A 23682-nucleotide genomic window follows, 5' to 3' on the forward strand; every position below is an offset into this window, starting at 1 on the left:
GCCCGGTCCGTCAGTTCACGCCGCGCGGCCGGAACTGGACGCTGATGCGCGGCCCGGTGGCGCGCGCGCTCTTGGGCACCGCGTGCTCCCAGGTGCGCTGGCAGGACCCGCCCATCACGATCAGATCGCCGTGTCCGAGCGGCCGGCGCACCGTCGGACCGCCGCCCACCGGCCGCAGCAGCAGGTCACGTGGCGTGCCGACGGACAGGATCGCCACCATGGTGTCCTCGCGGGCGCCCCGCCCGATCCGGTCGCCGTGCCAGGCGACACTGTCCCGGCCGTCGCGGTAGTAGCACAGCCCGGCCGTGGCGAACGGCTCGCCCAGCTCGTCGGCGTAGTGCCGGCCGAGGGCGTCACGGGCCTGGGCCAGCACGGGGTGCGGCAGGGGGTCGTCGGCGCGGTAGTACGACAGCAGCCGGGGGACGTCGACGACCTGGTCGTACATCTGGCGGCGCTCCGCCCGCCAGGGGACCTCGGCGGCCAGCCGCGCGAAGAGCGCGTCGGACCCGTGGAGCCAGCCCGGCAGGACGTCGATCCAGGCGCCGGCCCCCAGCACGGTGCGGCGCACCCCGTCCAGCGGGCCGAGCCGTACCTCGTCCGTCTGGTCGAAGAGGGACCCCTGGAGTGCGGGGAGCGCTTCCGGGTGGTGCGTGGTCATGGCTTCAGCGTACGCCTAATCGAATACGCGTTCTACTCCGGCGGACGGCCGGTGCCGATTGCCCGCTCCCGAGGTCTTCGGATGCATCGCTGTATCGGATACGTTCTCGTATCGAACGGAGGTGGGGGCATGACAACACCGGGCCAGGACGGGCACGTCACCCGGCGCCGGGTCCGTACCCGGGCCAACCTCCTCGCCGCGGCGTTCACCGTGTTCGCCGCCAAGGGCTTCGGACGGGTCTCCATCGAGGAGATCTGCGAGGCAGCCGGATACAGCCGGGGCGCCTTCTACTCCAACTTCGCCAGCCTGGACGAGCTGTTCTTCGCGCTCTACCGCGAGCGGGCCGACCTCATCGCGGAGCAGGTCGCCGGCGCCCTCGCCCAGGACGGACCGGATCTCGACGTGCCCGCCGCCGTGGACCGGGTCACCGGCGTGCTGCTGCTCGACCGGGACTGGCTGCTGGTGAAGACCGACTTCCTGGTGCACGCCGCCCGTGATCCACGGGTCGCGCAGAGCCTGCTGGAACACCGGGCGCGACTGCGCCGGGCCATCGCCGGCCGGCTCTCCCGGGCCGGCACCCCGCTGCCCGCCGTGCTCGGCGACGCCGACGGTGCCGCACACGCCGTGGTCGCCGCCTACGACGGCGTCACCACCCGACTGCTGCTGGACCGGGACGCGGCGGGCGCCCGGGCCTGGCTGAAACAACTGCTGACCGCGCTGCTCACCGACGGCAGCGCCGAGCCGGCCGCGCAGCGGCCCGGACCAAGGAAGGGACGGTCGCCATGGACGCCGACGTCATCGTCGTCGGAGCGGGCCTCGCGGGACTGGTCGCGGCCCACGAACTGACCAGCCGGGGCCGCCGGGTCGCCCTCGTCGACCAGGAGAACGCCAACAACCTCGGCGGCCAGGCCTTCTGGTCCTTCGGCGGGCTGTTCCTGGTCGACTCGCCCGAACAGCGCCGCCTGCGCATCAAGGACTCCTTCGACCTCGCCTGGAGCGACTGGCGGGGCAGCGCCGGATTCGACCGCACCGACGACGAGGACAGCTGGGCGGTGCGCTGGGCGCGGTCCTACGTCGAGTGGGCGGCGGGCGAGAAGCGCTCCTGGCTCAGCGGCCACGGCATCACCTTCCTGCCCACCGTGGGCTGGGCCGAACGCGGCGACCTGCGCGCCGACGGCCACGGCAACACCGTCCCCCGCTTCCACATCGCCTGGGGCACCGGCACCGGGGTCGTCGACCCGTTCGTCCGCTCCGCGCTCCAGGCCGCCCGCGACGGACTGCTCACCTTCCACCACCGGCACCGCGTCGACGAACTCGTCACCACAAACGGCACGGTGAGCGGGGTGCGCGGCACCGTGCTGGTCCCCGACGACTCGCCCCGCGGCGTCGCCTCCGGCCGCGAAGCGGCCGGCGCCTTCGAACTCACCGCCCAGGCCGTGATCGTCACCAGCGGCGGCATCGGCGCCGACCACGACATCGTCCGCCGGTACTGGCCGGAGCGGCTCGGCACCCCGCCCCGCGAGATGGTCACCGGCGTCCCCGCCTACGTCGACGGGCGCATGCTCGACATCTCCGCCCGGGCGGGCGCGCGGCTGGTCAACCGCGACCGCATGTGGCACTACACCGAGGGGGTGCGCAACTGGGACCCCATCTGGCCGGGGCACGGCATCCGCATCCTGCCCGGCCCGTCCTCGATGTGGTTCGACGCCCTCGGCCGCCGCCTGCCCGCGCCGTGCCTGCCCGGCTACGACACCCTGAGCACGCTCCGGCACCTGCGCACCACCGAGGACATCGCCGACTACGACCACTCCTGGTTCGTGCTCACCCAGAAGATCATCGAGAAGGAGTTCGCGCTGTCGGGCTCCGAACAGAACCCGGACATCACGGCCAAGGACCGGGCAGGGTTCCTGCGGGAGCGGGTGCTGGGCAAGGGCGCGCCCGCACCGGTCGACGCCTTCCTGCGCCGGGGCGCCGACTTCGTCTCCGCGCCCACCCTGGAGCAGCTGGTCGAGAAGATGAACGCGCTCACCGACAAGCCGCTGCTCGACGCGGCCCGGATCCGCCGCCAGATCGAGGTCCGCGACCTGCAGATGACGCACTCCTACGCCAAGGACGCCCAGGTGCAGGGCATCCGCAACGCCCGCCGCTACCTCGGCGACCGCCTCGGCCGGGTGGCCGCCCCGCACCGCATCCTCGACCCGGCGGCCGGACCGCTCATCGGCGTCAAGCTGCACGTCCTCACCCGCAAGACCCTCGGCGGCATCCAGACCGACCTCGACTCCCGGGCGCTGGGCGCCGACGGCCGGCCGGTCGACGGCCTGTACGCGGCCGGTGAGGTGGCGGGCTTCGGCGGCGGCGGGGTGCACGGGTACAACGCCCTGGAGGGCACCTTCCTCGGCGGCTGCCTGTTCTCCGGACGGGCGGCAGGACGCTCGGCCGCCGAACAGACCGCGTGAGCGGCGGGGCGGGCGGGCCGGGCGCGTCTGCTCCGGCCGGCCCGCCCCGCGGTCAGTCGTCCAACAGCCGCAGCAGCACCTCGGCGTGGCTGCGCTCCGGGGACTTCGACGCCGTCAGCAGCGTCACGTCGCCCTCCCGGGCCAGCTTGCGCAGCCCGTCGAGCGGTTCGGCGGCGGCGGGGGCGGCGAGCTCCGCCTCGTACCGGGCGCGGAACTCCTCGAACGGCCGCTCCTGCGCGTGGTACCAGCGGCGCAACTCCGTCGACGGCGTCAGGTCCTTGGGCCACTCGTCCACCCGTGCCGCGTCCTTCGCCAGCCCCCGCGGCCACAGCCGGTCGACGAGGACCCGCACCCCGTCCTCCGGCTCGGGCGGTTCATAGACCCGGCGCACCCGCACAGTCATGCTCGGACCCCTTCCGGTGAGGTGTCCCGTGAGCGTACTGCCGTGCCCGGCAGCGGGCACGGCGGCCGGGGCCCGGGCCTTCCGGCTAGCCGGACGTGCGCCGTGCGGCCGCACGGCGCTTCAGGGCGCGCCGTTCGTCCTCGCTCGTGCCGCCCCACACCCCGATGGACTGGCCGGTGTCCAGCGCCCATTCGAGGCACTGTTCCCGGACGGGGCAGCGCCGGCACACCGACTTGGCCTGCTCCGTCTGCAGCAGGGCCGGGCCGGACGTACCGATCGGGAAGAAGAGGTCGGGGTCCTCGGTCCGGCAGGCCGCGCGATTTCGCCAGTTGTCCATCGAATGTCACCTGCGATCGGAGTAGATACGCACCCAATGGGATGCCTTACTCCTTTTCGGGTCACCTGTCGACACCGGGCGAAACAGCGGTCCCCGTGGAATCCCTCACTGTTCCCGCAATCCCCACGGCGAACCGTACTCGGTCAGCAGGTCCAGGAAGGGCCGCGCCGGGAACGCCTCCGGGCCGAGCACTCCCGTCCCCGACCAGGCGCCGGTGGCGAGGAGTTCGAGGGCGACGACCGGGTTGACGGCGGTCTGCCACACCACGGCCTGGGAGCCGTACTCCGCCATGGACCACTGGTTGTCGACGACGTGGTAGAGGTACACCTCGCGCGGCGCCCCGTCCCGGACCCCGCGGACCCACGTCCCGGCGCAGGTCTTGCCGTGCATCCGCTCGCCCAGGGTCGCGGGGTCGGGCAGGCAGGCGGCCACCACGTCCCGGGGGGATACCGCCACCGGTCCGTCGGGGCCCGGCACCGTCACCGGCTCGGTGCTGTCCAGGCCCAGGAGGTGGAGGGTCTTGAGGGTGTCGATGAACTCGCGCCCCAGGCCGTACTTGAAGGTGACCCGGCCCGTGTCGACCCAGCGGGGGATGAGCAGCACCTCCTCGTGCTCGACGTTCACGCACTCCACCGGCCCGATGCCCTCCGGGAAGTCGAACACCTCGGGCTCGCTGAACGGCTCCGTGGTGAACCAGCCGCGGCCGGCCTCGTGCACGACGGGCGGGTTCAGGCACTCCTCGATGGTGGTCCAGATGTTGAACGACGGGGCGAACTCGTAGCCGTCCACGGTGAGGTCGGCGCCGTCCCGGACCCCGATCTCGTCGATCCGGTCGAAGAGTTCGTCGGCCGCGTAGCGGGCGAAGACGTCGGACAGCCCGGGCTCCACCCCCATGCCGACCAGGGCGAGCGCGCCGGCCCGTTCCCAGTCCGCCGCCAGGGCGAACTGCTCGTCGCCCAGCTTGACCCCGCACTCCTCGTGCGGCCGCTCCGGGTGCGGCCGGGACAGGGACATCGCCATGTCGACATAAGTGGCCCGGGCGTCCAGGGCGGCGCGGAACAGCGGCATCACGAACCGCGGGTCGGTGGCGTTGAGCAGCACGTCGCAGCCGTGCTCCCGCAGCAGGCCCGCCACTTGGGCCTGGTCCCCGGCGTCCACCCGCTCGGCGTGGAAACGGTCCGCGCTCTCACCGAGCGCCGCCACGGCGGCCTCGGCGCGGGCCGGGTCGTAGTCGGCGACGACCATCCGTTCGAAGAACGGCCGCCGGGCCGCCACCCGGGTGATGGCGGTGCCCACCCCGCCCGCTCCCACCAGCAGTACGCGCATGACGAAACACTCCCTTTCCGTGACGTATCAGGACGATACGAGGAGCTCCTGTGCGGGAGATACAACGCCTCGCGGGAGCGTAAGGTCAATGGCGTTGGCATAAGGTGCCCGGGGCCCGCCCGCCCTCCGCCGGGCGCGGCCGGGGCCCCCCGGCGGGAGGAGAGCGGACGATGGCCAAGCGGGTGGTTCCCGAGGAGAAGCGGCGGCGGCGCCGGCCCACCAGGAGCGGGCAGGTGCTGTCCGAGGCGCTGATCGTCGACGCGGCGCTGCGCCTGCTGCGCGAGCACGGCAGCAGCGGCCTGACCGCCCGCCGGCTCGGCCTCGCCCTGGACTGCGACCCGAGCACCCTGTACCGGTACTTCCGCGGCATGGACGACCTGACCCTCGCCCTCGGGGACGCCCTCGTGGGACGCGCGCTGCGGGGCTGGCGCCCGACGGGGGAGTGGCGCGCCGACCTGCGCGCGGTGGGCCTGCGCATCCACGAGGCCTACGTCTCCCACCCGCAGGCGGCGGTGCTCACCGCGAGTCGGGTCTCCGGCCGCGCCAACGAACTCGCCGCGGACGAGGCCGTGCTCGACGTGCTGCGCTCGGCGGGCTTCTCCCCGGCGGAGACGGTGCGGATCTACCACGCGTTCATCGACACCACCCTGGGCTTCGCCGCCCTGGACGCGGCGTCCCTCGCCCTGCCCGGCGCCGCCCGGCGCGCCGACGAGGAGATGTGGCACTCGACCTACGCCCGGCTGCCCGCGTCGACCCACCCGCGCATCGCCGAGGTGGCCCCGCTGCTGGCGGCCCGCATGGTCACCAGCGCCTACCCGACAGCCCTGGACATGCTGCTGGACAGCGCCGCCGCCCGGCTCGGCCCGCCCGGCGGGCCGGGCGCGGCGGGGACGGCGGACCGTGCCGCGTCCGGCCCCGGCCGGACGGCGGGCGCCGTCAGGGGCGGAGCGCCCGGGCCGCCGTCGCGGTGACCGCCTCGGCCAGCGCGGCGAGGGCGGGGGAGTCCAGCTTCCACTGCTGCCAGTACAGCGGGACGTCCACCTCGTGCCGCGGCGCGAAGCGGGTGACCCGGCCGGTGCGCAGCAGGGGCACCGCCTGGGCCTCGGGGACCATGCCCCAGCCCAGGCCGGCCGCGACGGCGTCGGCGTACCCCTCCGAGGTGGGGATCCAGTGCCGGTCGGCGCTCGCCCCGCGGCGCCCGCCGGTGATCCGCCGCACGAACCCGTCCTGGATGTCGTCCAGGCGGTCGAAGACGACCACGGGTGCCAGGGGCAGCACGTCCTCCAGTGGCCCGGCGAGGTGCCGCGCGGCGAACTCCGAGTGCGCGACGGGGAGGTAGCGCATCCGCCCCAGGTGCCGGACCGAACAGCCGGGGACCGGCTCGGGCGAGGAGGTCACCGCGGCCATCACCGTCCCCTCCCGCAGCAGCGCGGCGGTGTGCCCCTCGTCCTCCCGGCGCAGCTCGAAGCAGACCGGCGGCTCGGGCGGTACGCGGCTGAGGACGGGCAGGAACCAGCTCGCCAGGGAGTCCGCGTTGACCGCCACCGGCACGCGCGTGGCCCGACCGGTGCCGCTGAGACCCAGCTCGGCGTGCGCGTCCCGCTCCAGCAGCCCCACCTGGCGGGCCAGCCGCACCAGCACCTGGCCGGACTCGGTCGGCCGGACCGGCTTGGTGCGCAGCAGCAGGACCCGCCCGGTGCGCTGCTCCAGGGCCTTCACCCGCTGGCTCACCGCGGAGGGCGTGACGTGCAGGACGGCGGCGGCCGCGTCGAAGGTCCCCTCGTCGACCACCGCGAGCAGGGTCCGCACCTGGTCCAGCGGCAGCTCGGACAGGGGGGCGGACGGGGCGCCGGACGCGCCGACGGGTGCTTCTCTCTTCACAATTCCTAAGGGTACGTAAGAATCCTTAGCTGTACTGCACTCAGGTGCCGCGACTAGCGTCTTCCGCATGACGAGCACCCTGACCACCGCCGCGGCGGGCTTCGGCACCGGACTGTCCCTGATCGTGGCCATCGGCGCCCAGAACGCCTTCGTGCTGCGCCAGGGCGTCCGCCGCCACGCCGTCCTCGCGGTCGTCGGCATCTGCGCCCTGTCCGACGCCGCGCTCATCGCGCTGGGCGTGGCGGGGATCGGCGCGGTCGTCGTCGCCTGGCCGGGGGCCCTGACGGCGGTGGGCTGGATCGGCGGCGCCTTCCTGCTGGGCTACGGCGCCCTGGCGGCCCGGCGGGTGATCCGCCCGGGGGCGGACGGGCTGCGCACGGAGGGGGAGGCTGCCGGGTCGCGCCGCCGGGCGGTGCTCACCTGTCTCGCGATGACCTGGCTCAACCCGCACGTCTACCTGGACACCGTCTTCCTGCTGGGCTCGGTGGCCGCCGACCACGGCCCGCTGCGCTGGACCTTCGGTCTGGGCGCGGTGCTGGCCAGCGTCTGCTGGTTCGCCGCGCTGGGCTTCGGCGCCCGGCTGCTGAGCCGCTTCCTCGCCCGGCCCGCGGCCTGGCGGGTCCTGGACGGACTGGTCGCCGCGACCATGATCGTCCTGGGGCTGAGCCTGATCGCCGGAAGCTGAGTGCCCGCCCCGCGGTGCCGCCGGGTCCGTCGGACAGGCCCTAGGGCACCACGCCCCGCCGGTGCAGCGCGTACTGCTCCATCAGCTGGCCGCGCGTCATCTCCAGCCGGTGCGCCAGGATCTCCGCGACACCGCGCACCAGTGTCAGCCCCAGCCGGGGGTCCTCCTCGCACAGCTCCAGCACGGCCGTCGCGTCGAACTCGTAGGCGCGCACCTGGCTGAACGCGACGGCGCCGAAGTCCCATCGGTGCGGGGGGAACAGCCAGGACCAGCCGAGCAGGTCGCCCGCGCTCAGGCCGGCGACCGTGGTGCGGTGCAGGTGGTTGACCTGCATCTCCAGGGAGACCGCGCCGGAGCGGATGACCCAGAAGCGGTCGGCGGTGCCGCCCGCCTCGAAGATCCGGGTGTCCTCCGGGAAGTACACCTCCCGCGCGAGGGCCATCAGGCGCTGCCGTTGCGGAGGGGGGAGGGCGGTCAGGAGTTTGATCGCATGCGTCATGGCGCGGGCTCCTAGCCGTACGGACGTTCGGGGCGTTCTCTCCCTCCATTGGAGCCGCAGGCGGCGTCCGGGGCATTTCGGGGGAGGAGACCCGCGCCGCCGCGGGGCGGCATCCGGGCATGAAGAAGCCCTGGCTGGACGGGGGAAACCAGCCAGGGCCGTTACGAGTGGTGTCGGAGGACCGGGCGTCGACTCCGTCACCACGTGTAGATGAACGATAAACCAACCCGGTTGACTTTTGGCAACCGGAACCCGGTCACGTGACCCGTTTCACTTTTCGCGATCTCCGGCGCCCCGCTCCGGCGCCCGCTCCGGCGCCCCGCTCCGGCGCCCGCTCCGGCGCCCCGCTCTGGCGCCCTTCTTCAGCGTCCGGGCGGGGGCGGTCCCGGCCGGCCGTCGCGTCACACCGCGCGCTCGTCGACGACCCGGAGCGTCTCCAGCCCGGGATCCGTCGGATCCGGCAGATGCATGCCCGCGGCGAGCCCGGTCCGCAGGTACCGCAGGACCGGCTCGTCCAGCCGCTCGCCCGGCAGCACCGCCGGAATGCCCGGCGGGTACGGCGTGATCATCTCGGCCGCGATCCGGCCGGCGGCCTCGCCCACGGGCACGTCCTCGGCCGGGCCGAAGAACGCGTCGCGCGGCAGCAGGGCCTGCTCCATCCGCAGCTCCCCGGGCGGCGGCACGTCGACGCGCGGAGCCCGCGGCAGCTCCGGAGCGACCCGGGCGAGGTCCTTCAGCGCGGCCAGCAGCTGCCCGGTCGTCTCCCGGTCGTCGGCATGGGTGATCTGCGCGCCGATCCGGCGGTGGTCGACGATGTGGGCGTCGACGGCGCGGTGCTCGCGCAGCCAGTCGGCCGCCTGGAACCCGGTGATCCCCAGCTCCTCGACGTCGATGATGCCGGGCAGCGGATCGAAGTCGTCCGCCATCCCGGGGGCGCAGAAGTCGGCGCGGTCGTTGACGTGCATCCCGTCGATCTCCTCGACGGCCGCCCGTACCTCGGCGCACAGCTCCAGCGCGGCGCCCATGAGCTCCCTGCCGTGCAGCACCATCTGCCGGCGCCAGCCGTCCAGGCCGGCGCGGATCAGCACCGACGGGCTGGTGGTGTCGAGCAGGTCCGCGCGGATCCCGAGCAGCGCGGGCGGCACCAGATCGCCCCGCAGGTGGAAGACGGAACCCTGCTCCAGGCCGCTGCCCATCTTGTGGATGCTGGTCACGCAGATGTCGGCGCCCGCGTCCATCGCCCACGACGGGAGGTCCGGGTGGAAGGGCAGATGGGCACCCCACGCCTCGTCCACGATCAGCGGGCGGCCCCGCCGGTGGCACACCTCGGCGACGGCCGACAGGTCGGCGCACGCGCCGTACGGGGTGGGGCTCGTGACGAGCGCGCCGCGCGCATCGGGATGCTCCCGGAACGCCTGCTCGAACTCCGCGGCCGACGGCGGATGCGCCAGGCGCCGCTCGGCGTCCCAGCGCGGCTCGACCCACACCGGCTCGATGCCGGACAGGATCAGCCCCGACACCACGGACTTGTGGGCGTCCCGGCCCACCAGCAGCTTCTCGTGCGGACCGGCGACCGTCAGCATCGCCGCCTTGACCGACAGGGAACTGCCGCAGGTGCTGAAGAAGGTGTGGTCTGCGTGCACCGCGTCCGCCATCAGGTCCTGGGCCTCCTGCAGCACGCGGCCCCGGGTCAGACGGTCGTCCAGCCCGCCCGACGCCAGCACGTCGCCGAGGAACACCGCGTCGCCCAGCACCTCACGCACCGCCGGGTCGGCACCACGGGCCTGCTTGTGCCCCGGCGGCGTGAACGCCAGCCGTCCCGTGCGGTGATAGTCCTGCAGGGCTTCCAGCACCGGTGCCCGGTGGTGATCGGCAGTCATGGCCCCCGGGTGCCCGAACGCACCGGGGGCAATCCGGCACCGGTCCGGGCCCGCCCGGGCGGACCGTCCGGCGGCTCACTCCCGCCCGGCGCGCCTGCCCGGCGTGAGGATCTCGTCCAGGACGCCCAGCACCACCTCGTAGGCCAGTCTGCGGACCTCGGTGTCGCGATCCGTGCCGGACCCGGCGTCGCCCGGGGCCTGCCCGGCCCGCAGGGCGCGTTCCTCCTGGGCCGCGCGGGCCCGGGCCCGCTGGATGCGCCGCAGCAGTTCGTCCGAGTCCACCACATCGGTCATGTCCCCCCGCGTACCCCCGTGCGCCGTTCGCATGACATGCGCCCGGATGAGGGCCGGGAGGTTTGCCACCCCCGGGACAGGTGAGCCGAAAAGGGAAGTACGCGGCATCTGTCCGGCCCGGGCGTGCCGGAATCGAACGAGGAGAAGCAGGGAGTCGAAGGATGCGAGAGGCGCATACCACCGTGCCCGTTGCCGAACCCCCGGGCAGCGGCCCGGTCCGGCGCACGTCCCCGTGCCGGCCGGGCGACGTCCGGGACGCCGTGATCCGCGCGGTGTCCGAACAGTGCCGGACCGGCCGCGCGCCCTGCGACGCCGACGCCCTGTCGGACGCGCTGCTCGTCGCGTCCGAGCTGACCACCAACGCCATCCTGCACGGCGGGGGCGTCACCGAGGTCCGGGTCGACGTCACCGGGCCGTCGGTCCGCGTCTCGGTGAGCGACCGCAGCAACGAACTGCCGGTGGCCCGGACGGCGGCCGGCCGCACCGGCGACCGCCGGCCCGGCGGACACGGCTGGCCCATCGTCTGCCGCCTCTCGCGTGACGTCCTGGTCTCCGACCTGCCCGCCGGCGGCAAGTGCATCACCGCCGTCGTGCCCCTCACCTGAGCCCGCACGCCCTCGGCCGATTGTCCGGCACAGGGGTGTTTGTTCGGTTGGGGGCGGGGCAACCGGAGTTTCGTGCTTCGGACCGGAGGCGCGCCGGCGGGATCGGTACGACCGCTGTGGACCCCTCTGGTGTCCCGGCGGCGGCCCGTCCCGTGGCAGACCCCCCCCAACCACCGCTCGGGAGCGATACCGCAATGCTCATTGACACCTCGGCCCCCCGTCCCGCGACCCCCGCCACCGAGTCGGCCCCCGCCCGCAGGCGGCACGACGACGCCCCCGACACCGCCGCCCTGTTCGCCCGCCTGGCCACGCTGGAGGACGGGCCGGAGCGGGACGCCGTCCGCGACGAGCTCGTCACCGCGTGGCTGCCCATGGCCCACCGCATCGCCGGCCGCTTCCGTGACCGCGGCGAGTCCGTGGAGGACCTGCGCCAGGTCGCGGCCCTGGGACTGGTGAAGGCCATCGACCGCTTCGACCCGTCCCGCGGAGCCTTCGAGAGTTACGCCGTTCCCACCATCACCGGCGAGGTCAAGCGCCACTTCCGCGACCGCATGTGGGCCCTGCGGGTGCCGCGCCGGGTGCAGGAACTGCGCAACAAGGTCCGGGTGGCCCGCCGCGAGCTGACCCAGCACCCGGGCAGCCCCGAACCCTCGGTCGCCGACGTCGCGGCCCACACCGGACTGACCGAGGACGAGGTCCGGGCCGGGCTGGAGGCGCTGGAGAGCTTCAGCACCCTCTCGCTCGACGCCGAGCTGTCCACGGAGGACGACGGCTACAGCCTGGCCGACACGCTGGGCGCCTCGGACAACTCCTACGACACGGTGATCGACCGCGAGTCGGCCAAGGAGGGCCTGCGCCGTCTTCCCGAGCGCGAGCGCGCCATCCTCTACATGCGGTTCTTCGAGGACATGACGCAGAGCCGCATCGCCGACCGGCTGGGCATCTCCCAGATGCACGTCTCCCGCCTGATCAGCCGCAGCTGCGCCCGCGTGCGCGCCGAGGCGATGGGCCAGCGCTCCGCCCGCCGCGGCACCCCGGCCCCGGACGCCTGACCCGCCCGGCGCCCGCCACCCCCGTCCTCACCGCGCCGCCCGTACGAGGGCGGTGCCGCCCCCGAGCACGGCACGGACACCCCCCGCCCCCACGGAACCGGAGAACGAGAACACATGCTGAAACCACACCCCGTCGTGCTGCGCCGGCTCGTCGAGGAGTACGAGGCGCTGACCGGCGCCGAGACCACGCAGGGCCCCGCCGCTCCCAACCCGCGAGTCCGCGACCTCGCCTACACGCTGTGCGTGTCCACGGGCACCCGCGACGTGCGGCACGCCCTGGAGACCGCGCACCGCTGGCTCGGGACCTCCACCGCGGCGGCCGGCCCCCGCCCGGCCGCCCTCGCCGCCGACTGAGGGCGGACGGCTGCGCGTGGGGCGCCGGACCACCGGTCCGGCGCCCCACGTGTGCGCGCCCGAAGCCGGGGCATCCGGATGTCCGGCCGACGTCACGCAGCACTGGGGGGACATGAACATGGGGACACTGGCGCGCAGAGGGCGGACGGACGCCCGGCGCGCCGCGAACGGTTCGGTACGGGAGGGGGCCGCACGCGCGGGACTCACCGCCCGGGGCGTCATCTACCTGCTGGTGGGCGTACTCGCCCTGCGCATCGCCTTCGGCGACGGCGACCGGCAGGCCGACCGCGGCGGAGCACTGGCCGAACTCGCCGACAAGCCGTTCGGCGCCCTGCTGCTGTGGGCGCTGGGCATCGGACTGGTGGGCATGGCGCTGTGGCGCCTGACCGAGGCGCTCTTCGGCGCCTCCGGCAAGGACGGCCGCAAGGCCCGCAAGCGCCTGGCGTCCGCCGCGCGCTGCGGGTTCTACGCCTTCGTCGCCTCCTCGGTCCTGGCGTTCGCCGTGGACCGGGACAACGGCAGCGGATCGAGCGACCGCCAGTCCCGCGACGTCACCGCCCGCGCCCTGGAACTGCCCGCGGGGCCGTGGCTCGTCGCCCTGGGCGGTGCCGTCGTGGCCGGCGCCGGCGTGTGGATCGGCGTCCGGGCCGCCCGCCGCACGTACCACGACGAACTCCGGCCGGGCGAGATGAGCCGCCGCACCCGCGCCCTCGTCGACGTGACCGGGGTGGGCGGCGGCGTCGCCCGCGGCCTGGTGTTCGCCGCCGCCGGGGTGTTCGCCGTCCGCGCGGCCGTCGACTACGAACCCGACCGGGCCAAGGGCCTCGACGACACCCTGCGCAGCTTCGCCCAGACGCCGGCCGGCCCGTGGCTGCTGGCGGGCGTCGCCGCCGGCCTGGTCCTGTTCGGTGTGTTCTCCTTCGCCCTGGCCCGCTGGCGCCGCGTCTGACGCCGGAGCCCGCCTTCCGGCCGCACCGTCACGGCACGTCGCGGACGGCGAGCAGTTCGACCGCCGCCCCGGAGGACTCCAGCAGCGGGGCCGCGGCAGCACGCCGGGGGTCCGCCCGGAAGGCGGCGAGTTCCTCGCTGCCGGGGAAGGTCACGAGGTGCGCCTCGACCCGGTCGTCGGGCGTCCGCAGGCGCCGCTCGAGGCGTCCTCCGTGCTCGGCGAGCAGGGGCAGCACGGCGCTCTCGTAGGCGTCGAAATCGCCCAGGCCGCCCTCGGGCAGCCGCGCGAGCACGAGGTACGTGACGACCATGGTTCCCCTCGACGGCGGTCCGGCGACAGCGGTCCACGCAGCGTAGCGGGGCCGTGCCCCCGACGGCACCCCCGGCGGCCGGCCTCCGCCCGTCTCCCGCCCGGCGGAGCCCCGCTTGTCATGGCGGGCCGGAAGCGGGGAACCCGCTCCCTATGAGCGAATCCGAGATTCCCCCGGAAGGCCGGCCCGTGGACGTCTACCTCGACCTCCTGCGCGTCCGGATGGACACCGAGGACTACCGGCTTCTGCTCCGTGTGGTGGAGCCGGTCCTCGAGGCGATCGAGGAGCACCGCCTGTCCGGCCTGGACCTCGCCCTCGACAGCGGCGACGACGAACTGCCCCAGGAGGTGCGCGACGAGGCCGCCCTCGTCATCGCGACCGCCGTCACCGGCCGCCTCGACAACGAGGTGGTCGAGCTGGACGTCGACGACAACGGTCCGGTGCGCGTCGTCACCGACGCGGCGACCGCCGCCGATCCCTCGCGCCTGGGGGAGATCGCGGACTTCATCAGGGACCGTCACCGGCAGAACGAGGAACTGCGCGGCATCGCCGCCGCCAGCGGACTGCCCACCGACTTCTGACACCGCGCCCCGCGCAGCCGGCGCTCACCGCTCCGGCTGCTCCAGCGGCACCCCCAGCGGCCGGGCGAGGCCCACCACGGCCTCGTCCAGCCGCTGCAGGTGCCGCAGCACCCGGTCGGTGATCCGGCCGAAGCGGGGGGTGCCGTCCGCCGCCGACCCCTCCAGCAGCGAGGCGATGCTGGGCCCCGACTCGATCGTGCCTGTGGTGTCCTCCTCGGCGACCCGCGCGGCGATCGTCCGGATGTTGCGCACCGTCCGCCCGGCCGCCCCGCTCAGCCGCGGATCCGCCGCGATGGACGGGTGGGCGGGCAGCAGCTCCGCCGTCGCCGCCAGCGCCCGCGCGTGGTACGCGCAGGTCTCCAGCAGCGCCACCACGTACCGGGCGTTGGTGCGCCGGGCCCGCAGCGGGGTGACCGGATGGGTGAGCGGCTTGGTCGCCGACCGCAGATCGCCCAGCGCCTGGTCCAGGTCCCGCGCCTTCTCCAGCAGATCCGCCACGGACCCGCCGCTGAGCTGGGCCGCCGCCGCCTCGGTCACCTCGGCGAGCCGCTCCAGCACCGTGCCCAGCAGTTCGTTCGTCCGCCGGTCGGTACGGATCGGCAGGACCACCGCCGCCGCCACCACCCCGCAGACCACTCCCAGCGCCGTCTCCTCCAGCCGCAGCACCAGCACCTCCCAGCTGTAGGTGTGCAGCAGCGTGTACAGCAGACCCAGCATCGCGGTCACGAAGAACGACATCAGCGTGTACGACAGCGGCGCCGTGTAGAACATCGCGAAGATCAGCAGCAGGACCAGCGCGAACGCCGCCCACGTGTTGCGGCCCACCACCGCCGCCAGCAGGATCCCGGCGACGACACCGAACACCGTGCCCAGCAGCCGCCGGTAGCCCTTGACCAGGATCTCGCCCGTCGACGCGGTGTTGATGAAGACGATCCAGCAGGTGAGGACCGCCCAGTACCAGCGGTGCGCGGACAGCAGTTCCCCGCCCACGATCGCCAGCGACGACCCCACCGCCACCTGCACCGCGGCCCGGGTGGTGGGCCGCCGCAGTCCCGTCTCCCGGTCCTCGTCCTCCCGGGCGTCGATAGCCGCGTCCTCGGCGTCCAGCTCCTCCCGGGAGCGGGCGGTCGCCGGGGTGTCGTCCGACTCGTCCTGCGGCCCGTCCAGTGCGATCCGCAGCCCCATGACCGCCCGCGCCGTCTCACCGATCGCGCGGAAGACGTCCTGGACGGCACGGGAGGCGGGCGGCAGGTTCTCCTCGTCCCGGTAGGCGAGCAGCCGGTTGCGCAGATGCGCCACGGCCGTCCCCGCCACCTCGGTGCGCAGCACCAGCGTGCGCAGCGCGAGCAGGTCCCGGCGCAGCAGCGCGGCCGCCTCGTCCGGGCCCGGCAGCCGGCCCACCTCCGGGGCGGGCGCGCCCGGCAGGTGCAGGGTGAGGGTGTCCGCCCGCTCGGCGCTGCGCGCGGACAGCAGCAGCAGCCCGAGCCGCTCGACGGCGATCTCCGCCTCCGCGATCCGGCGCTGCACCAGGCGCGCCGTCGCCTCGTCGGGTGTGCCGTCCTCCAGCCGCGACTGGATCATCAGGGCCGTCTCGTGCAGGCGCGCGGTGCCGTCGCGGACGTCCTCCAGCGCCTTGTCGGCGGTGTCCGGACCGGCGTCCAGCAGCGCGAGCTGCGCGGTGACCAGCTGGGCCAGCCGGGCCCGGAAGGCGTCCCTCAGGCGCCCCATCAAGCCGGTCGGGGTGACCGGGACCAGGGCGAACCGCATCAGGGCACTGCACGCGAAGGCGACGGCGATGGCCGCCCACAGCCCGGGCAGCCCGCCGGGGTCGGCGCCCACGAACAGGGACAGGAAGTAGACCTGGAAGCCGATCAGCCCCAGCGCCGTCCCGCGGTCGCCGAACCGGCGCCCGTAGACCGCGCAGAAGATGAGGACGACGAAGCAGGCGTCGCCGACGAAGCGGCGCTCGCTGAGCAGCGCGGCCAGGGACACCGAGGCGAACGCCACCGGCAGCCCGAGGGCCAGGGTGACGGCCTGGGCCGGGCGCTGTCTCTCCCGGATGGAGAAGGTCGCGACCATCGCGGAGATGGCCCCCGCGACGAGCAGGGTGGTGGAGGCGCCCGCCAGGGCCAGCACGGCCACCGTCAGCGCGATGGCGCCCACCGTCCGCAGCGCGCCCGTCAGCCGCAGCAGCCCGGGGTCGGACGCCAGGAAGCGTTCCCGCAGGCCGGCCCGCGCCGGTCGTCCTCCCGCAGCCTTCACGCCGCCGCACTCTCTCCTGTCACCCGAGGCGGGCCGGCCGTCCCGGCCCGCAGCGGTGTCGCCGGACCCCCGCCCGTGTCACCGTACCGGCCGGCCCGACTCCTCGACATGCGCCCGGACCTGGTCCGGCGTCAGGTAGGCGTCCGTGAACTCGAAGTCCCGCAGCTTCGCCGGCTTGCGCGCCTGGAAACCGGTGCGGACGAAGTCGTCGCCGGCGATCGAGTTCAGCATCCAGCTCGTCAGGACCCGGGTCTTGGCGACGCCGGTGCGCAGCGCCCCCAGGTGGTATCCACGGGCCACCACCTGCGCGGGCAGCCCGTGCAGTTCGACGCCCAGCGGCTTGGAGACGGCGTCGGTGCCGCCGAGGTCCACCACGAGCCCCAGGTCGTGGTGGGTGTAGCGGCGCAGCGGCCGGCCGCGCAGGGTCGCGATGACGTTGTCGGCCACCGTCCGGCCCTGGCGGTGGGCGTGCTGGGCGGTCGGGGGGCAGACGGCGCCCTCCTCGCCCTTCGCCAGGTCGGGCACCGCGGCCGAGTCGCCGAGCGCGAACACGCCGTCGTAGCCCGGCAGGGTCATCTCCGCGGTGACCGCGAGCCGTCCCCGGACGGTGTCGGCGCCGAGCGTGGCGATGAGCGGGCTGGCCACCACCCCGGCGGTCCAGATCAGCGTGCGGGTGGGCACCACCCGGCCGTCGGTGAAGGTGACCTCCTCGGGGCCGGCCTTCGCGATGGACACCCCGAGGGAGATCTCGATGCCCCGCCGGGTGAGGATCTCCAGGGCGCTGCGGCCCAGCTTCTCGCCCAGCTCCGGCATGAGCTTCGGGGCGATGTCGATCAGGTGCCACTTGATCAGCCCCGGGTCCAGGTGCGGGTAGCGCTCCACGGCGGCGTGCGTCAGCCGCTGCAGGCAGGCCGCCGTCTCCGTGCCGGCGTAGCCGCCGCCGACCACCACGAACTGCAGCCGGGAGGCGCGCTCGGCCGGATCGTGGCTGGCGTCCGCGAGGTCGAGCTGGGCGATCACGTGATCGCGGATGTAGGCGGCCTCGGCCAGCGTCTTCATGCCGAAGGCGTGGTCCACCAGCCCCGGGATGTCGAAGGTGCGGGTGACACTGCCGGGGGCCAGCACGATGTAGTCGTACGGCTCGTTGACGATCTCGTCGGTGATGGTGCGGATCACGCACACCTTCGCCCGCAGGTCCACGCCGATGGCCCCGCCCGGGATGATCCGGGTGCGGTACTTGGTGCTGCGGCGCAGGGACAGCGCGACCGACTGCGGGGTCAGCACACCGGAGGCGACCTGGGGGAGCAGCGGCAGATACAGCTGGTAGGAGACCGGTGTCACCAGCGTGATGCGCGCCTCGTGCGGCGCCAGCCTGCGTTCGAGCCGGCGGACGCACGCCACTCCGGCGAAACCTGCGCCCACCACCAGGATCCTGGGTCGAGTCACGGCGGTCATCCCTCTCCGGCTGCGTGTGTCCTGCCTCGTACGTCGACGCCCTTCGCGTGTGCCCCCGTATCGCACCACGATGCCCGCGCGGCGCCGGTGGCGCACCGGGAAGCCGTGGCGGCCGGGGCCCGCGGGCGTCCCTCGCCCGCGGGGACGGGCGGGACCGGGCGCCCGGGGCGGCCCGGCCGCCGCCGTTCACCCGTGCAGGTGACAGAGCAGCAGGCAGATGTCGTCGTCGCGCTCGGAGTCGCTCAGCAGCGGGCTCAGCAGCCGGTCCGCCGAACTCTCCGGGTCGGCGTCCAGCTCCCCGGGCTCGAAGGAGCCCAGCGCCGCCGCCAGACGGGCGATGCCGGGGTCGATGCCCCGCGCGCGCCGCTCGACGAGACCGTCCGTGTACAGCGCCAGCGTCGACCCCGGCTCCAGCGGCTCGGTGTGGTCGGCGATCTCCTGGTGCAGCGGGATGCCCAGCATGGCGCCCGGCTTGGCGTCCAGGACGCGCACCCGCCCGTCGGGCAGCCGCAGTACCGGCGGCGGATGTCCCGCGGCGGCCCACGTCAGCGTCGGCTCGCCGGGATGGAACCGCGCGATGACGGCGGTCGCGAACAGGTCCGGCTGGAGGTGGTGCAGGAACTGGTGCAGCCGGGTCAGCAGCCGGCCGGGACTGCTGTGGTCGACGGCGTAGGCGCGCAGCGCGGTGCGCAGCTGGCTCATCATCACCGCCGCGTGCAGTCCGTGCCCGGTGACGTCGCCGACCACGGTGATCAGGCTGCCGTCCGGGCCGCGGAACGCGTCGAACCAGTCGCCGCCGATGTTCAGCCCGTGCGTGGCCGGCAGGTAGCGCGCGGCCAGGCTCAGCCGCGGGATGTCCGGCAGTTCCGTCAGCAGGGCGCGCTGCAGCGTCTCCGCGATGTCCCGGTTGTGCTCGAAGCGCCGCGCGTTGTCGAGCGCGATGCTGGCCCGGCGGGTGAACTCGATCAGCATCACCGCGTCGTCGGGCGCCCAGCGCTCCCCCGGCGGGGACAGCGTGAGCACGCCCAGCGGTGCCCGGCGGGTCAGCAGCGGCACGCACAGCAGCGGCCGGTCCGGGGCGAGCACCGAGGGCGGCTGGTCGTCGACCCCGGGCAGACCGCCCGGGTGCGCGGCCGCGTACTGCGGGCGCCCCGTGCGGGCCGCCCGGACCGCGGCGGCGGCGTGCGACGCCGGGTGGGCCTCCTCGCCCTCCTCGTCGAACAGCCACACGTCGACCCGCGAGGCGTAGTCCGGCACCAGCAGCTCCGGCAGACGGCGCACGATCTCGTCGAGATTCAGCGACGCGTTCAGCACCACGCTGGCGTCCGCCAGGAACGTCAGCCGACGGCGGGCGGTCTCGGCCTCCTTGCGGGCCCGGCGCTCCGCGGCGAACGCCGTGCGCTGCGCCCGCCCGGCGGCGTCCAGCTCGGCGTGCAGGGCGAGCACGCCCTGGTTCGTCTGGTGCAGCTCCTCCCGGTGGAAGGCGACCAGCGCCTCCTGCTCGGCCAGCTTCTCCAGCACCACGGCCGTGTCCTCGTCGGCGCCCAGCAGGGCCTCCGCCGGGTCGGCCGACGCCCGGCCGCCCGTGCTCGGCGCCCGGCCGGGCTCCGGTACGGCGACTTCCGTCTCCCACGGGATCTCGCCGGCCGCGGCGGCCTCCGGCGGCGGTGCCACCACCACCCGCAGGGTGCCGCCGCCCGAGGGGGAGCCGGACACGTCCAGGGTGAGAACCCAGGTGCCGCCCTTGGTCAGGCACTGCCGCAGCCGCCCGCCGACCGACGCGGCCAGCCTCGCCCGCTCGACCGCCGGCGCGCCGCACAGCGCGGCGGCCCGCCCCACGGCGGCCCGGGCGGCGGCCGCGTCGGCGGTGCTGGTGATGTGCCACGTCCGGGTCATGACCGGTCCGGGGGGACGGGGGACAGGACGGCCACGGCGGTGTCGTCCCGGACCGGAAGGGCCGGGCTGCTGGCGTCGCGGATCGTCACCGCGGCCGTGACCGCCGGGTCGGTCGCCGGACGCCCGGCGTCCGGGTCCGGGCTCCAGCGGCTCGACAGGCCGTCGGTGTGCAGGATCAGCAGGCTGTCGTCGGTCCAGGGGCGCTCGTCCTCCCGCACCCGGCCGGGGCGGTGCACGCCGACGATGCCGGGCCGGGACAGCAGCGCCCGCCACCCGTCGCCCTCACGCAGCCGCGCCCCCACGTTGCCGATCCCGGCGAACCGCAGCAGTCCGGCGCGGGTGTCCAGCTGGGCCACCGCCACGGCGGCCCCCCGGGTCCCGGTGAGCGCCTCGTGCAGCCGGCCCAGCGCCTCGGCGGGCGGCAGGTGCCCCCACCGCCGCGACGCCTCCACCGCGGCACTGGAGGCGCGTGCGGCCTCGGTGCCGTGTCCGAGGCCGTCCGCGAGCAGCAGCGTGAAGCGGTCCCCGTCCCGGTGCCAGGCCCAGGCGTCACCGGAGTGCCCGGCACCGGCGAAGGGCACGTTCACCCCGCCGGCGCGCACCCCGGGCGGCCGCCACCCGCCGCCGTTCCTGTCCGGCGCGGGGGCCGGACCGGGGGTGGGGCGGGCCGAGCCGGACAGCCGGGCCACCGCCACGGTGCCCCGGCCCGGCACGCTGTGCAGGGCGAAGTCGTCGGACAGCCGGCGGCAGGTGCCCAGCCCCGCGCCCAGCGAGCGGGTGGTGCTGAAGCCGTCCCGCAGGGCGGCGGGCACGTCGGACATCCCCGGCCCGTGGTCGATGGCGGTGATCTGCACCGACCGTGCCGCGGTACCTTCCGGCAGGACGGGCGGATCCACCACGTCGAGCAGCATCGTGCCGCCCTGCGCGTACTTGAGCAGGTTGGTGGCCAGCTCGGTCGCCACCAGGGCCGCCGCCGCGGTCCGGCGCTCGTCGAGCCCGGCCACGGCCGCCGCCTCCTCGGCGGCGACCCGGGCGTCCCGCACCCGGGTGGAGTCCCGCACCGGCACCTCCCACACGCGCGGCATCAGCCCTCCTCCCGCGGCAGCGGCGGCCGGGACACCCAGGACGTCACCCGGACCGTCGTCCCGGACCCGGGAGCGCTCTCCACCGCGAAGTCGTGCACCAGGCGCCGGGCCCCGCCCAGTCCCATGCCCAGCCCGTCCCCCGAGGTGTAGCCGTCGCTGAGCGCCCGGTCGAGATCCGGGATGCCCGGCCCCTCGTCGATGAAGGACAGCCGCAGCCCGGCCACCCCCGCCGTACTGATCGCGGAGATCTCCATCCGGCCGCCCCCGCCGTGCACCAGGGTGTTGCGGGCCAGCTCACTGGCGGCGGTGACCAGCTTCGTCTGGTCCACCAGGCCGAACCCGAGCCCGGCCGCGGACTGCCGCACATGCTGGCGCACCCACACGAGATCCATGTCCGACCGGATGGGCAAGCACGCCTCCACGCCCGCCGACGTGTCCATCACGCACCCTCCATGCGCCTGCCGGCGGGGCCGGACAGCACGACGGGCTGGGAGAGCATCTCCAACGCCACTTCGGTGTTCAGCGCCGTGCGCAGGCCCGGCAGCGTCAGGCCCAGCTCCACGAGGGTGATCGCGACCGCCGGCCGCATACCGGCCACCACGGTCCGCGCGGCCAGCAGTTCGGTCTGCGCGGCGATCTCGGCGAGCACCCGCCCCAGGAAGGAGTCGACCATCTCCACGCCGGAGATGTCGATGACCACCCCGGTGACGCCGCTGCGCACGATGGTCTCCGACAGGTCCTGCTGCAGCTGCTGCGCCGTGCTGTCGTACAGGTCCCCCTGGAGGGTGACCAGCAGGATGTCGCCGAGCCGGAGCACCGGCACGGGTGCGTGCCCCGCCACTCCGCGGGAGGGGTCCTGGATCACCGTCGGCCCGCACCCGTCGGGGCGTTGACGATGTCGGCGCCCAGTTCGTGCAGGCAGTAGGCCAGCGCGTCGGCGAGGCTCGCCCGGGTGAGGACCGACCCCAGGTCGAGCCCGAGGTGCACCATGGTCTGGGCGATCGCCGGCCGGATACCGGAGACCACGCACTCCGCACCCATCAGCCGGGCCGCAGCGACGGTCTTCATCAGGTGCTGCGCCACCAGCGAGTCCACGGTCGGCACCCCGGTGATGTCGAGGATCGCGAACCGGGCGTGCTGCTCGACCACCGAGTTCAGCAGCGTCTCCATCACCACCTGGCTGCGGGCGCTGTCCAGCGTGCCGATGAGCGGGACCGCCACGATCCCGTCCCACAACTTGATCACCGGCGTGGCGACCTCCATCAGCTGCAGCCGCTGCCGGTCGATGAGCGCCTGCCCCTCCGTCACCGCCGTCTGCATGGCGACCAGGCGCAGGGTGCCCATCAGCCGGCTCAGCGCGATCGAGCAGGTCCGCACCCGCTCCGGATCCGCCTGCTCCAGGTCCGCGACCAGCAGGTTCTCGGCCGGCGGCCACAGGGCCGACAGCTCGCTCGACACCTGCGTCGCGGACAGTCCCGCACGGGAGCGCGCCGCGCCCATCCGGGCGAGCTGTTCCCGCACCCCGCTGAACCCCGCGGCGTCCGGGTCCTCGACCCGGCCGGTGTCCGCGACCTCGGCCAGGGCGTCGACGACCGCCCGGCCCGCCTCCACCGCCTCGTCCCGCGAGACGGTGAACACCGTACGGAACAGGGGTTCGTCCGCCCACCGTTGGGCGATCTGCTCCCGTCGGCGCCGCAGGAAGTCCCTGACCTCCTGCGACGGCGCTGCGAGCGCCCCGTCCGCCTCGTGCTCCGGCACCTGTTCTCTCCTTGTCGTCATGACGTCCCACCGCGTCCGCGGCCCGGCGGCGGCCGGCCGCACACGGCCCCGGCCGTGCTGCGCCCGACGGCCGGACACGGCGTCGCGGTGGCGTTGTGCCGGGTGGCGCCCCGGCCTCCTTCCCGGACCAGCCTCTCAGGCTCCGGGCTCCTCCTGCGGGGCGTTCTCCCGGATCCCGTCGACGCGCTCCAGGGCCTCCTCCACGCTCTCCGAGACCGGAACGGTGATGCTCACGCCGGTCAGGTCCAGGATGCGCCGCACCGCGGACGTGGGGGAGATGATGTGCACGCTCCCCGGCAGCTCCCGGGCCTCCTGGTAGACGCGCAGGATGATGTTCATGCCGGAGGAGTCCATGAAGGGCACCGCCGACAGGTCGAGCAGGAAGTGGCGGCGGCCGTGGTGCAGTTGGTTCGCCAGATGGTGCTGGAACTCGGTCGCGGTGTCGACGTCCAAGTACCCCTCCACCGTGAGCAGGGCGACGTCCTCGCGGGGCAGGGTCACCTCGACGGACAAGGGGTTCTGGGCAATGGGCACGAGTACCTCCAACAAGTACGGACGTCCGGGGCGGGGGTCACCCCGGGGGCCACTCGGTACGCGCGGCCACCGGACGTGGAAGTGATCAAGCTCTCGACGGCGACGACCTGCAGGGACGTGTCCCTGTCACGGGGGCCTGAGCCCCTTCGCCGCCTGCCGTCCGCACTCCCTCGCCCACCGGCCGAGTCGCACCGCGCAGCCGCGCGTACCCGCTGATCCCTCTTTCATGCCCGCGCGGTCGGCATCGGCCGCGGCGGCCCCGCGGGATCCGGCGCGGCGGGCGGGGAGCAGTCCGGATCCGCCCGGCCCCCGGCCGCCGCCGGGGCTCGGGCGTGCCGCCGCCGGCCGGGACGACCGCGGGGCCGGGACCCGGCCGCCCGGCCGCGCCCGTCTCCCCCGAG

General features: G+C 74.6%; 26 protein-coding genes. 9 read left to right on the forward strand and 17 right to left on the reverse strand.

The annotated features are described in order from the left end of the window. Window positions 1-10 precede the first annotated feature (10 nt). The gene (locus ACIRPP_RS02150) at window positions 11-658 is read right to left on the reverse strand and encodes an alpha-ketoglutarate-dependent dioxygenase AlkB (protein WP_403637161.1); all 648 of its coding nucleotides are present in this window, start codon (window positions 656-658) and stop codon (window positions 11-13) included. Between the two features lie 129 nt (window positions 659-787). On the opposite strand from ACIRPP_RS02150, the gene ACIRPP_RS02155 reads away from it, so the two are divergent. Both ACIRPP_RS02155 and ACIRPP_RS02160 read left to right on the forward strand, forming a co-directional pair. Then, window positions 788-1504 carry a TetR/AcrR family transcriptional regulator gene (locus ACIRPP_RS02155; RefSeq protein WP_403637163.1) on the forward strand — a complete coding sequence of 239 codons (717 nt, stop codon included), beginning with the start codon at window positions 788-790 and terminating at the stop codon, window positions 1502-1504. Beyond that, window positions 1441-3114 (forward strand): FAD-binding dehydrogenase, encoded by a 1674-nt coding sequence (locus ACIRPP_RS02160; RefSeq protein WP_403637164.1) that lies wholly within the window; start codon window positions 1441-1443, stop codon window positions 3112-3114. The genes ACIRPP_RS02155 and ACIRPP_RS02160 overlap by 64 nt, the downstream gene beginning before the upstream one ends. A gap of 52 nt (window positions 3115-3166) precedes the next feature. Here the strand turns inward: ACIRPP_RS02160 and ACIRPP_RS02165 are convergent, their stop codons facing one another. The 3 genes from ACIRPP_RS02165 to ACIRPP_RS02175 all read right to left on the reverse strand — a co-directional run bounded on the left by ACIRPP_RS02165 (window position 3167) and on the right by ACIRPP_RS02175 (window position 5180). After that, complete coding sequence (locus ACIRPP_RS02165; RefSeq protein ID WP_403637166.1) at window positions 3167-3517, reverse strand: DUF488 domain-containing protein; 351 nt, start codon at window positions 3515-3517, stop codon at window positions 3167-3169. Window positions 3518-3602: 85 nt separating this feature from the next. Beyond that, entirely contained in the window at window positions 3603-3854 is a 252-nt protein-coding gene (locus ACIRPP_RS02170) for a WhiB family transcriptional regulator (RefSeq protein WP_403637168.1), read from the reverse strand. A gap of 105 nt (window positions 3855-3959) precedes the next feature. Continuing rightward, window positions 3960-5180 (reverse strand): saccharopine dehydrogenase family protein, encoded by a 1221-nt coding sequence (locus ACIRPP_RS02175; protein WP_403637170.1) that lies wholly within the window; start codon window positions 5178-5180, stop codon window positions 3960-3962. Window positions 5181-5350: 170 nt separating this feature from the next. On the opposite strand from ACIRPP_RS02175, the gene ACIRPP_RS02180 reads away from it, so the two are divergent. Further along, window positions 5351-6151, forward strand: a complete 801-nt coding sequence (locus ACIRPP_RS02180) for a TetR/AcrR family transcriptional regulator (protein WP_403637172.1) — start codon at window positions 5351-5353, stop codon at window positions 6149-6151. Here the strand turns inward: ACIRPP_RS02180 and ACIRPP_RS02185 are convergent. Next, window positions 6117-7013, reverse strand: a complete 897-nt coding sequence (locus ACIRPP_RS02185; RefSeq protein WP_403637572.1) for a LysR family transcriptional regulator ArgP — start codon at window positions 7011-7013, stop codon at window positions 6117-6119. The genes ACIRPP_RS02180 and ACIRPP_RS02185 overlap by 35 nt on opposite strands. Before the next feature lie 115 nt (window positions 7014-7128). On the opposite strand from ACIRPP_RS02185, the gene ACIRPP_RS02190 reads away from it, so the two are divergent. Then, window positions 7129-7746, forward strand: coding sequence for a LysE/ArgO family amino acid transporter (locus tag ACIRPP_RS02190; RefSeq protein ID WP_403637174.1), 618 nt, complete (start codon window positions 7129-7131; stop codon window positions 7744-7746). A 40-nt stretch (window positions 7747-7786) separates the two neighbouring features. On the opposite strand, the gene ACIRPP_RS02195 is transcribed toward ACIRPP_RS02190, so the two are convergent. From ACIRPP_RS02195 to ACIRPP_RS02205, 3 genes are all read right to left on the reverse strand, one after another. Beyond that, window positions 7787-8245, reverse strand: a complete 459-nt coding sequence (locus ACIRPP_RS02195) for a cyclic nucleotide-binding domain-containing protein (protein ID WP_403637176.1) — start codon at window positions 8243-8245, stop codon at window positions 7787-7789. A 401-nt stretch (window positions 8246-8646) separates the two neighbouring features. Continuing rightward, window positions 8647-10125 (reverse strand): aminotransferase class I/II-fold pyridoxal phosphate-dependent enzyme, encoded by a 1479-nt coding sequence (locus ACIRPP_RS02200; RefSeq protein ID WP_403637178.1) that lies wholly within the window; start codon window positions 10123-10125, stop codon window positions 8647-8649. Window positions 10126-10200: 75 nt separating this feature from the next. After that, complete coding sequence (locus ACIRPP_RS02205; RefSeq protein ID WP_403637180.1) at window positions 10201-10419, reverse strand: hypothetical protein; 219 nt, start codon at window positions 10417-10419, stop codon at window positions 10201-10203. A gap of 161 nt (window positions 10420-10580) precedes the next feature. On the opposite strand from ACIRPP_RS02205, the gene ACIRPP_RS02210 reads away from it, so the two are divergent. The 4 genes from ACIRPP_RS02210 (at window position 10581) to ACIRPP_RS02225 (ending at window position 13379) form a co-directional block, all read left to right on the forward strand. Continuing rightward, window positions 10581-11024 (forward strand): ATP-binding protein, encoded by a 444-nt coding sequence (locus tag ACIRPP_RS02210; protein ID WP_403637182.1) that lies wholly within the window; start codon window positions 10581-10583, stop codon window positions 11022-11024. Window positions 11025-11218: 194 nt separating this feature from the next. Then, window positions 11219-12076, forward strand: a complete 858-nt coding sequence (locus tag ACIRPP_RS02215) for a SigB/SigF/SigG family RNA polymerase sigma factor (RefSeq protein ID WP_403637184.1) — start codon at window positions 11219-11221, stop codon at window positions 12074-12076. Between the two features lie 114 nt (window positions 12077-12190). Next, window positions 12191-12430, forward strand: a complete 240-nt coding sequence (locus ACIRPP_RS02220; RefSeq protein ID WP_403637186.1) for a DUF5133 domain-containing protein — start codon at window positions 12191-12193, stop codon at window positions 12428-12430. 112 nt (window positions 12431-12542) lie between these two features. Next, window positions 12543-13379, forward strand: coding sequence for a DUF1206 domain-containing protein (locus tag ACIRPP_RS02225; protein WP_403637188.1), 837 nt, complete (start codon window positions 12543-12545; stop codon window positions 13377-13379). A 28-nt stretch (window positions 13380-13407) separates the two neighbouring features. Here the strand turns inward: ACIRPP_RS02225 and ACIRPP_RS02230 are convergent, their stop codons facing one another. Continuing rightward, a complete protein-coding gene (locus ACIRPP_RS02230) occupies window positions 13408-13689 on the reverse strand; it encodes a hypothetical protein (RefSeq protein WP_403637190.1) in 282 nt (93 codons plus the stop codon). A gap of 152 nt (window positions 13690-13841) precedes the next feature. Here ACIRPP_RS02230 and ACIRPP_RS02235 point away from each other — a divergent pair, with 152 nt between their 5' ends. After that, window positions 13842-14270, forward strand: a complete 429-nt coding sequence (locus ACIRPP_RS02235; protein WP_031101764.1) for a hypothetical protein — start codon at window positions 13842-13844, stop codon at window positions 14268-14270. 24 nt (window positions 14271-14294) lie between these two features. On the opposite strand, the gene ACIRPP_RS02240 is transcribed toward ACIRPP_RS02235, so the two are convergent. From ACIRPP_RS02240 to ACIRPP_RS02275, 8 genes are all read right to left on the reverse strand, one after another. Then, window positions 14295-16532 (reverse strand): FUSC family protein, encoded by a 2238-nt coding sequence (locus tag ACIRPP_RS02240; protein WP_403637192.1) that lies wholly within the window; start codon window positions 16530-16532, stop codon window positions 14295-14297. 78 nt (window positions 16533-16610) lie between these two features. Next, complete coding sequence (locus ACIRPP_RS02245) at window positions 16611-17987, reverse strand: NAD(P)/FAD-dependent oxidoreductase (RefSeq protein ID WP_403637194.1); 1377 nt, start codon at window positions 17985-17987, stop codon at window positions 16611-16613. A gap of 186 nt (window positions 17988-18173) precedes the next feature. After that, window positions 18174-19883, reverse strand: coding sequence for a PP2C family protein-serine/threonine phosphatase (locus tag ACIRPP_RS02250; RefSeq protein WP_403637196.1), 1710 nt, complete (start codon window positions 19881-19883; stop codon window positions 18174-18176). Further along, window positions 19880-20968 (reverse strand): SpoIIE family protein phosphatase, encoded by a 1089-nt coding sequence (locus ACIRPP_RS02255; RefSeq protein WP_403637198.1) that lies wholly within the window; start codon window positions 20966-20968, stop codon window positions 19880-19882. The genes ACIRPP_RS02250 and ACIRPP_RS02255 overlap by 4 nt, the downstream gene beginning before the upstream one ends. Continuing rightward, complete coding sequence (locus ACIRPP_RS02260) at window positions 20968-21408, reverse strand: anti-sigma regulatory factor (RefSeq protein WP_403637574.1); 441 nt, start codon at window positions 21406-21408, stop codon at window positions 20968-20970. The genes ACIRPP_RS02255 and ACIRPP_RS02260 overlap by 1 nt, the downstream gene beginning before the upstream one ends. Beyond that, window positions 21408-21833: an STAS domain-containing protein gene (locus ACIRPP_RS02265; protein WP_403637200.1), complete on the reverse strand. Its 426-nt coding sequence runs from the start codon at window positions 21831-21833 to the stop codon at window positions 21408-21410. Before ACIRPP_RS02265 ends, ACIRPP_RS02260 begins: the two co-directional genes overlap by 1 nt. Further along, window positions 21830-22726: an STAS domain-containing protein gene (locus tag ACIRPP_RS02270; protein ID WP_403637575.1), complete on the reverse strand. Its 897-nt coding sequence runs from the start codon at window positions 22724-22726 to the stop codon at window positions 21830-21832. Before ACIRPP_RS02270 ends, ACIRPP_RS02265 begins: the two co-directional genes overlap by 4 nt. Before the next feature lie 156 nt (window positions 22727-22882). Continuing rightward, the gene (locus tag ACIRPP_RS02275) at window positions 22883-23281 is read right to left on the reverse strand and encodes an anti-sigma factor antagonist (protein ID WP_403637202.1); all 399 of its coding nucleotides are present in this window, start codon (window positions 23279-23281) and stop codon (window positions 22883-22885) included. Window positions 23282-23682 lie beyond the last annotated feature (401 nt).

This window comes from Streptomyces sp. NPDC101219 (genome assembly GCF_044767675.1).
Taxonomy (GTDB): Bacteria; Actinomycetota; Actinomycetes; order Streptomycetales; family Streptomycetaceae; genus Streptomyces.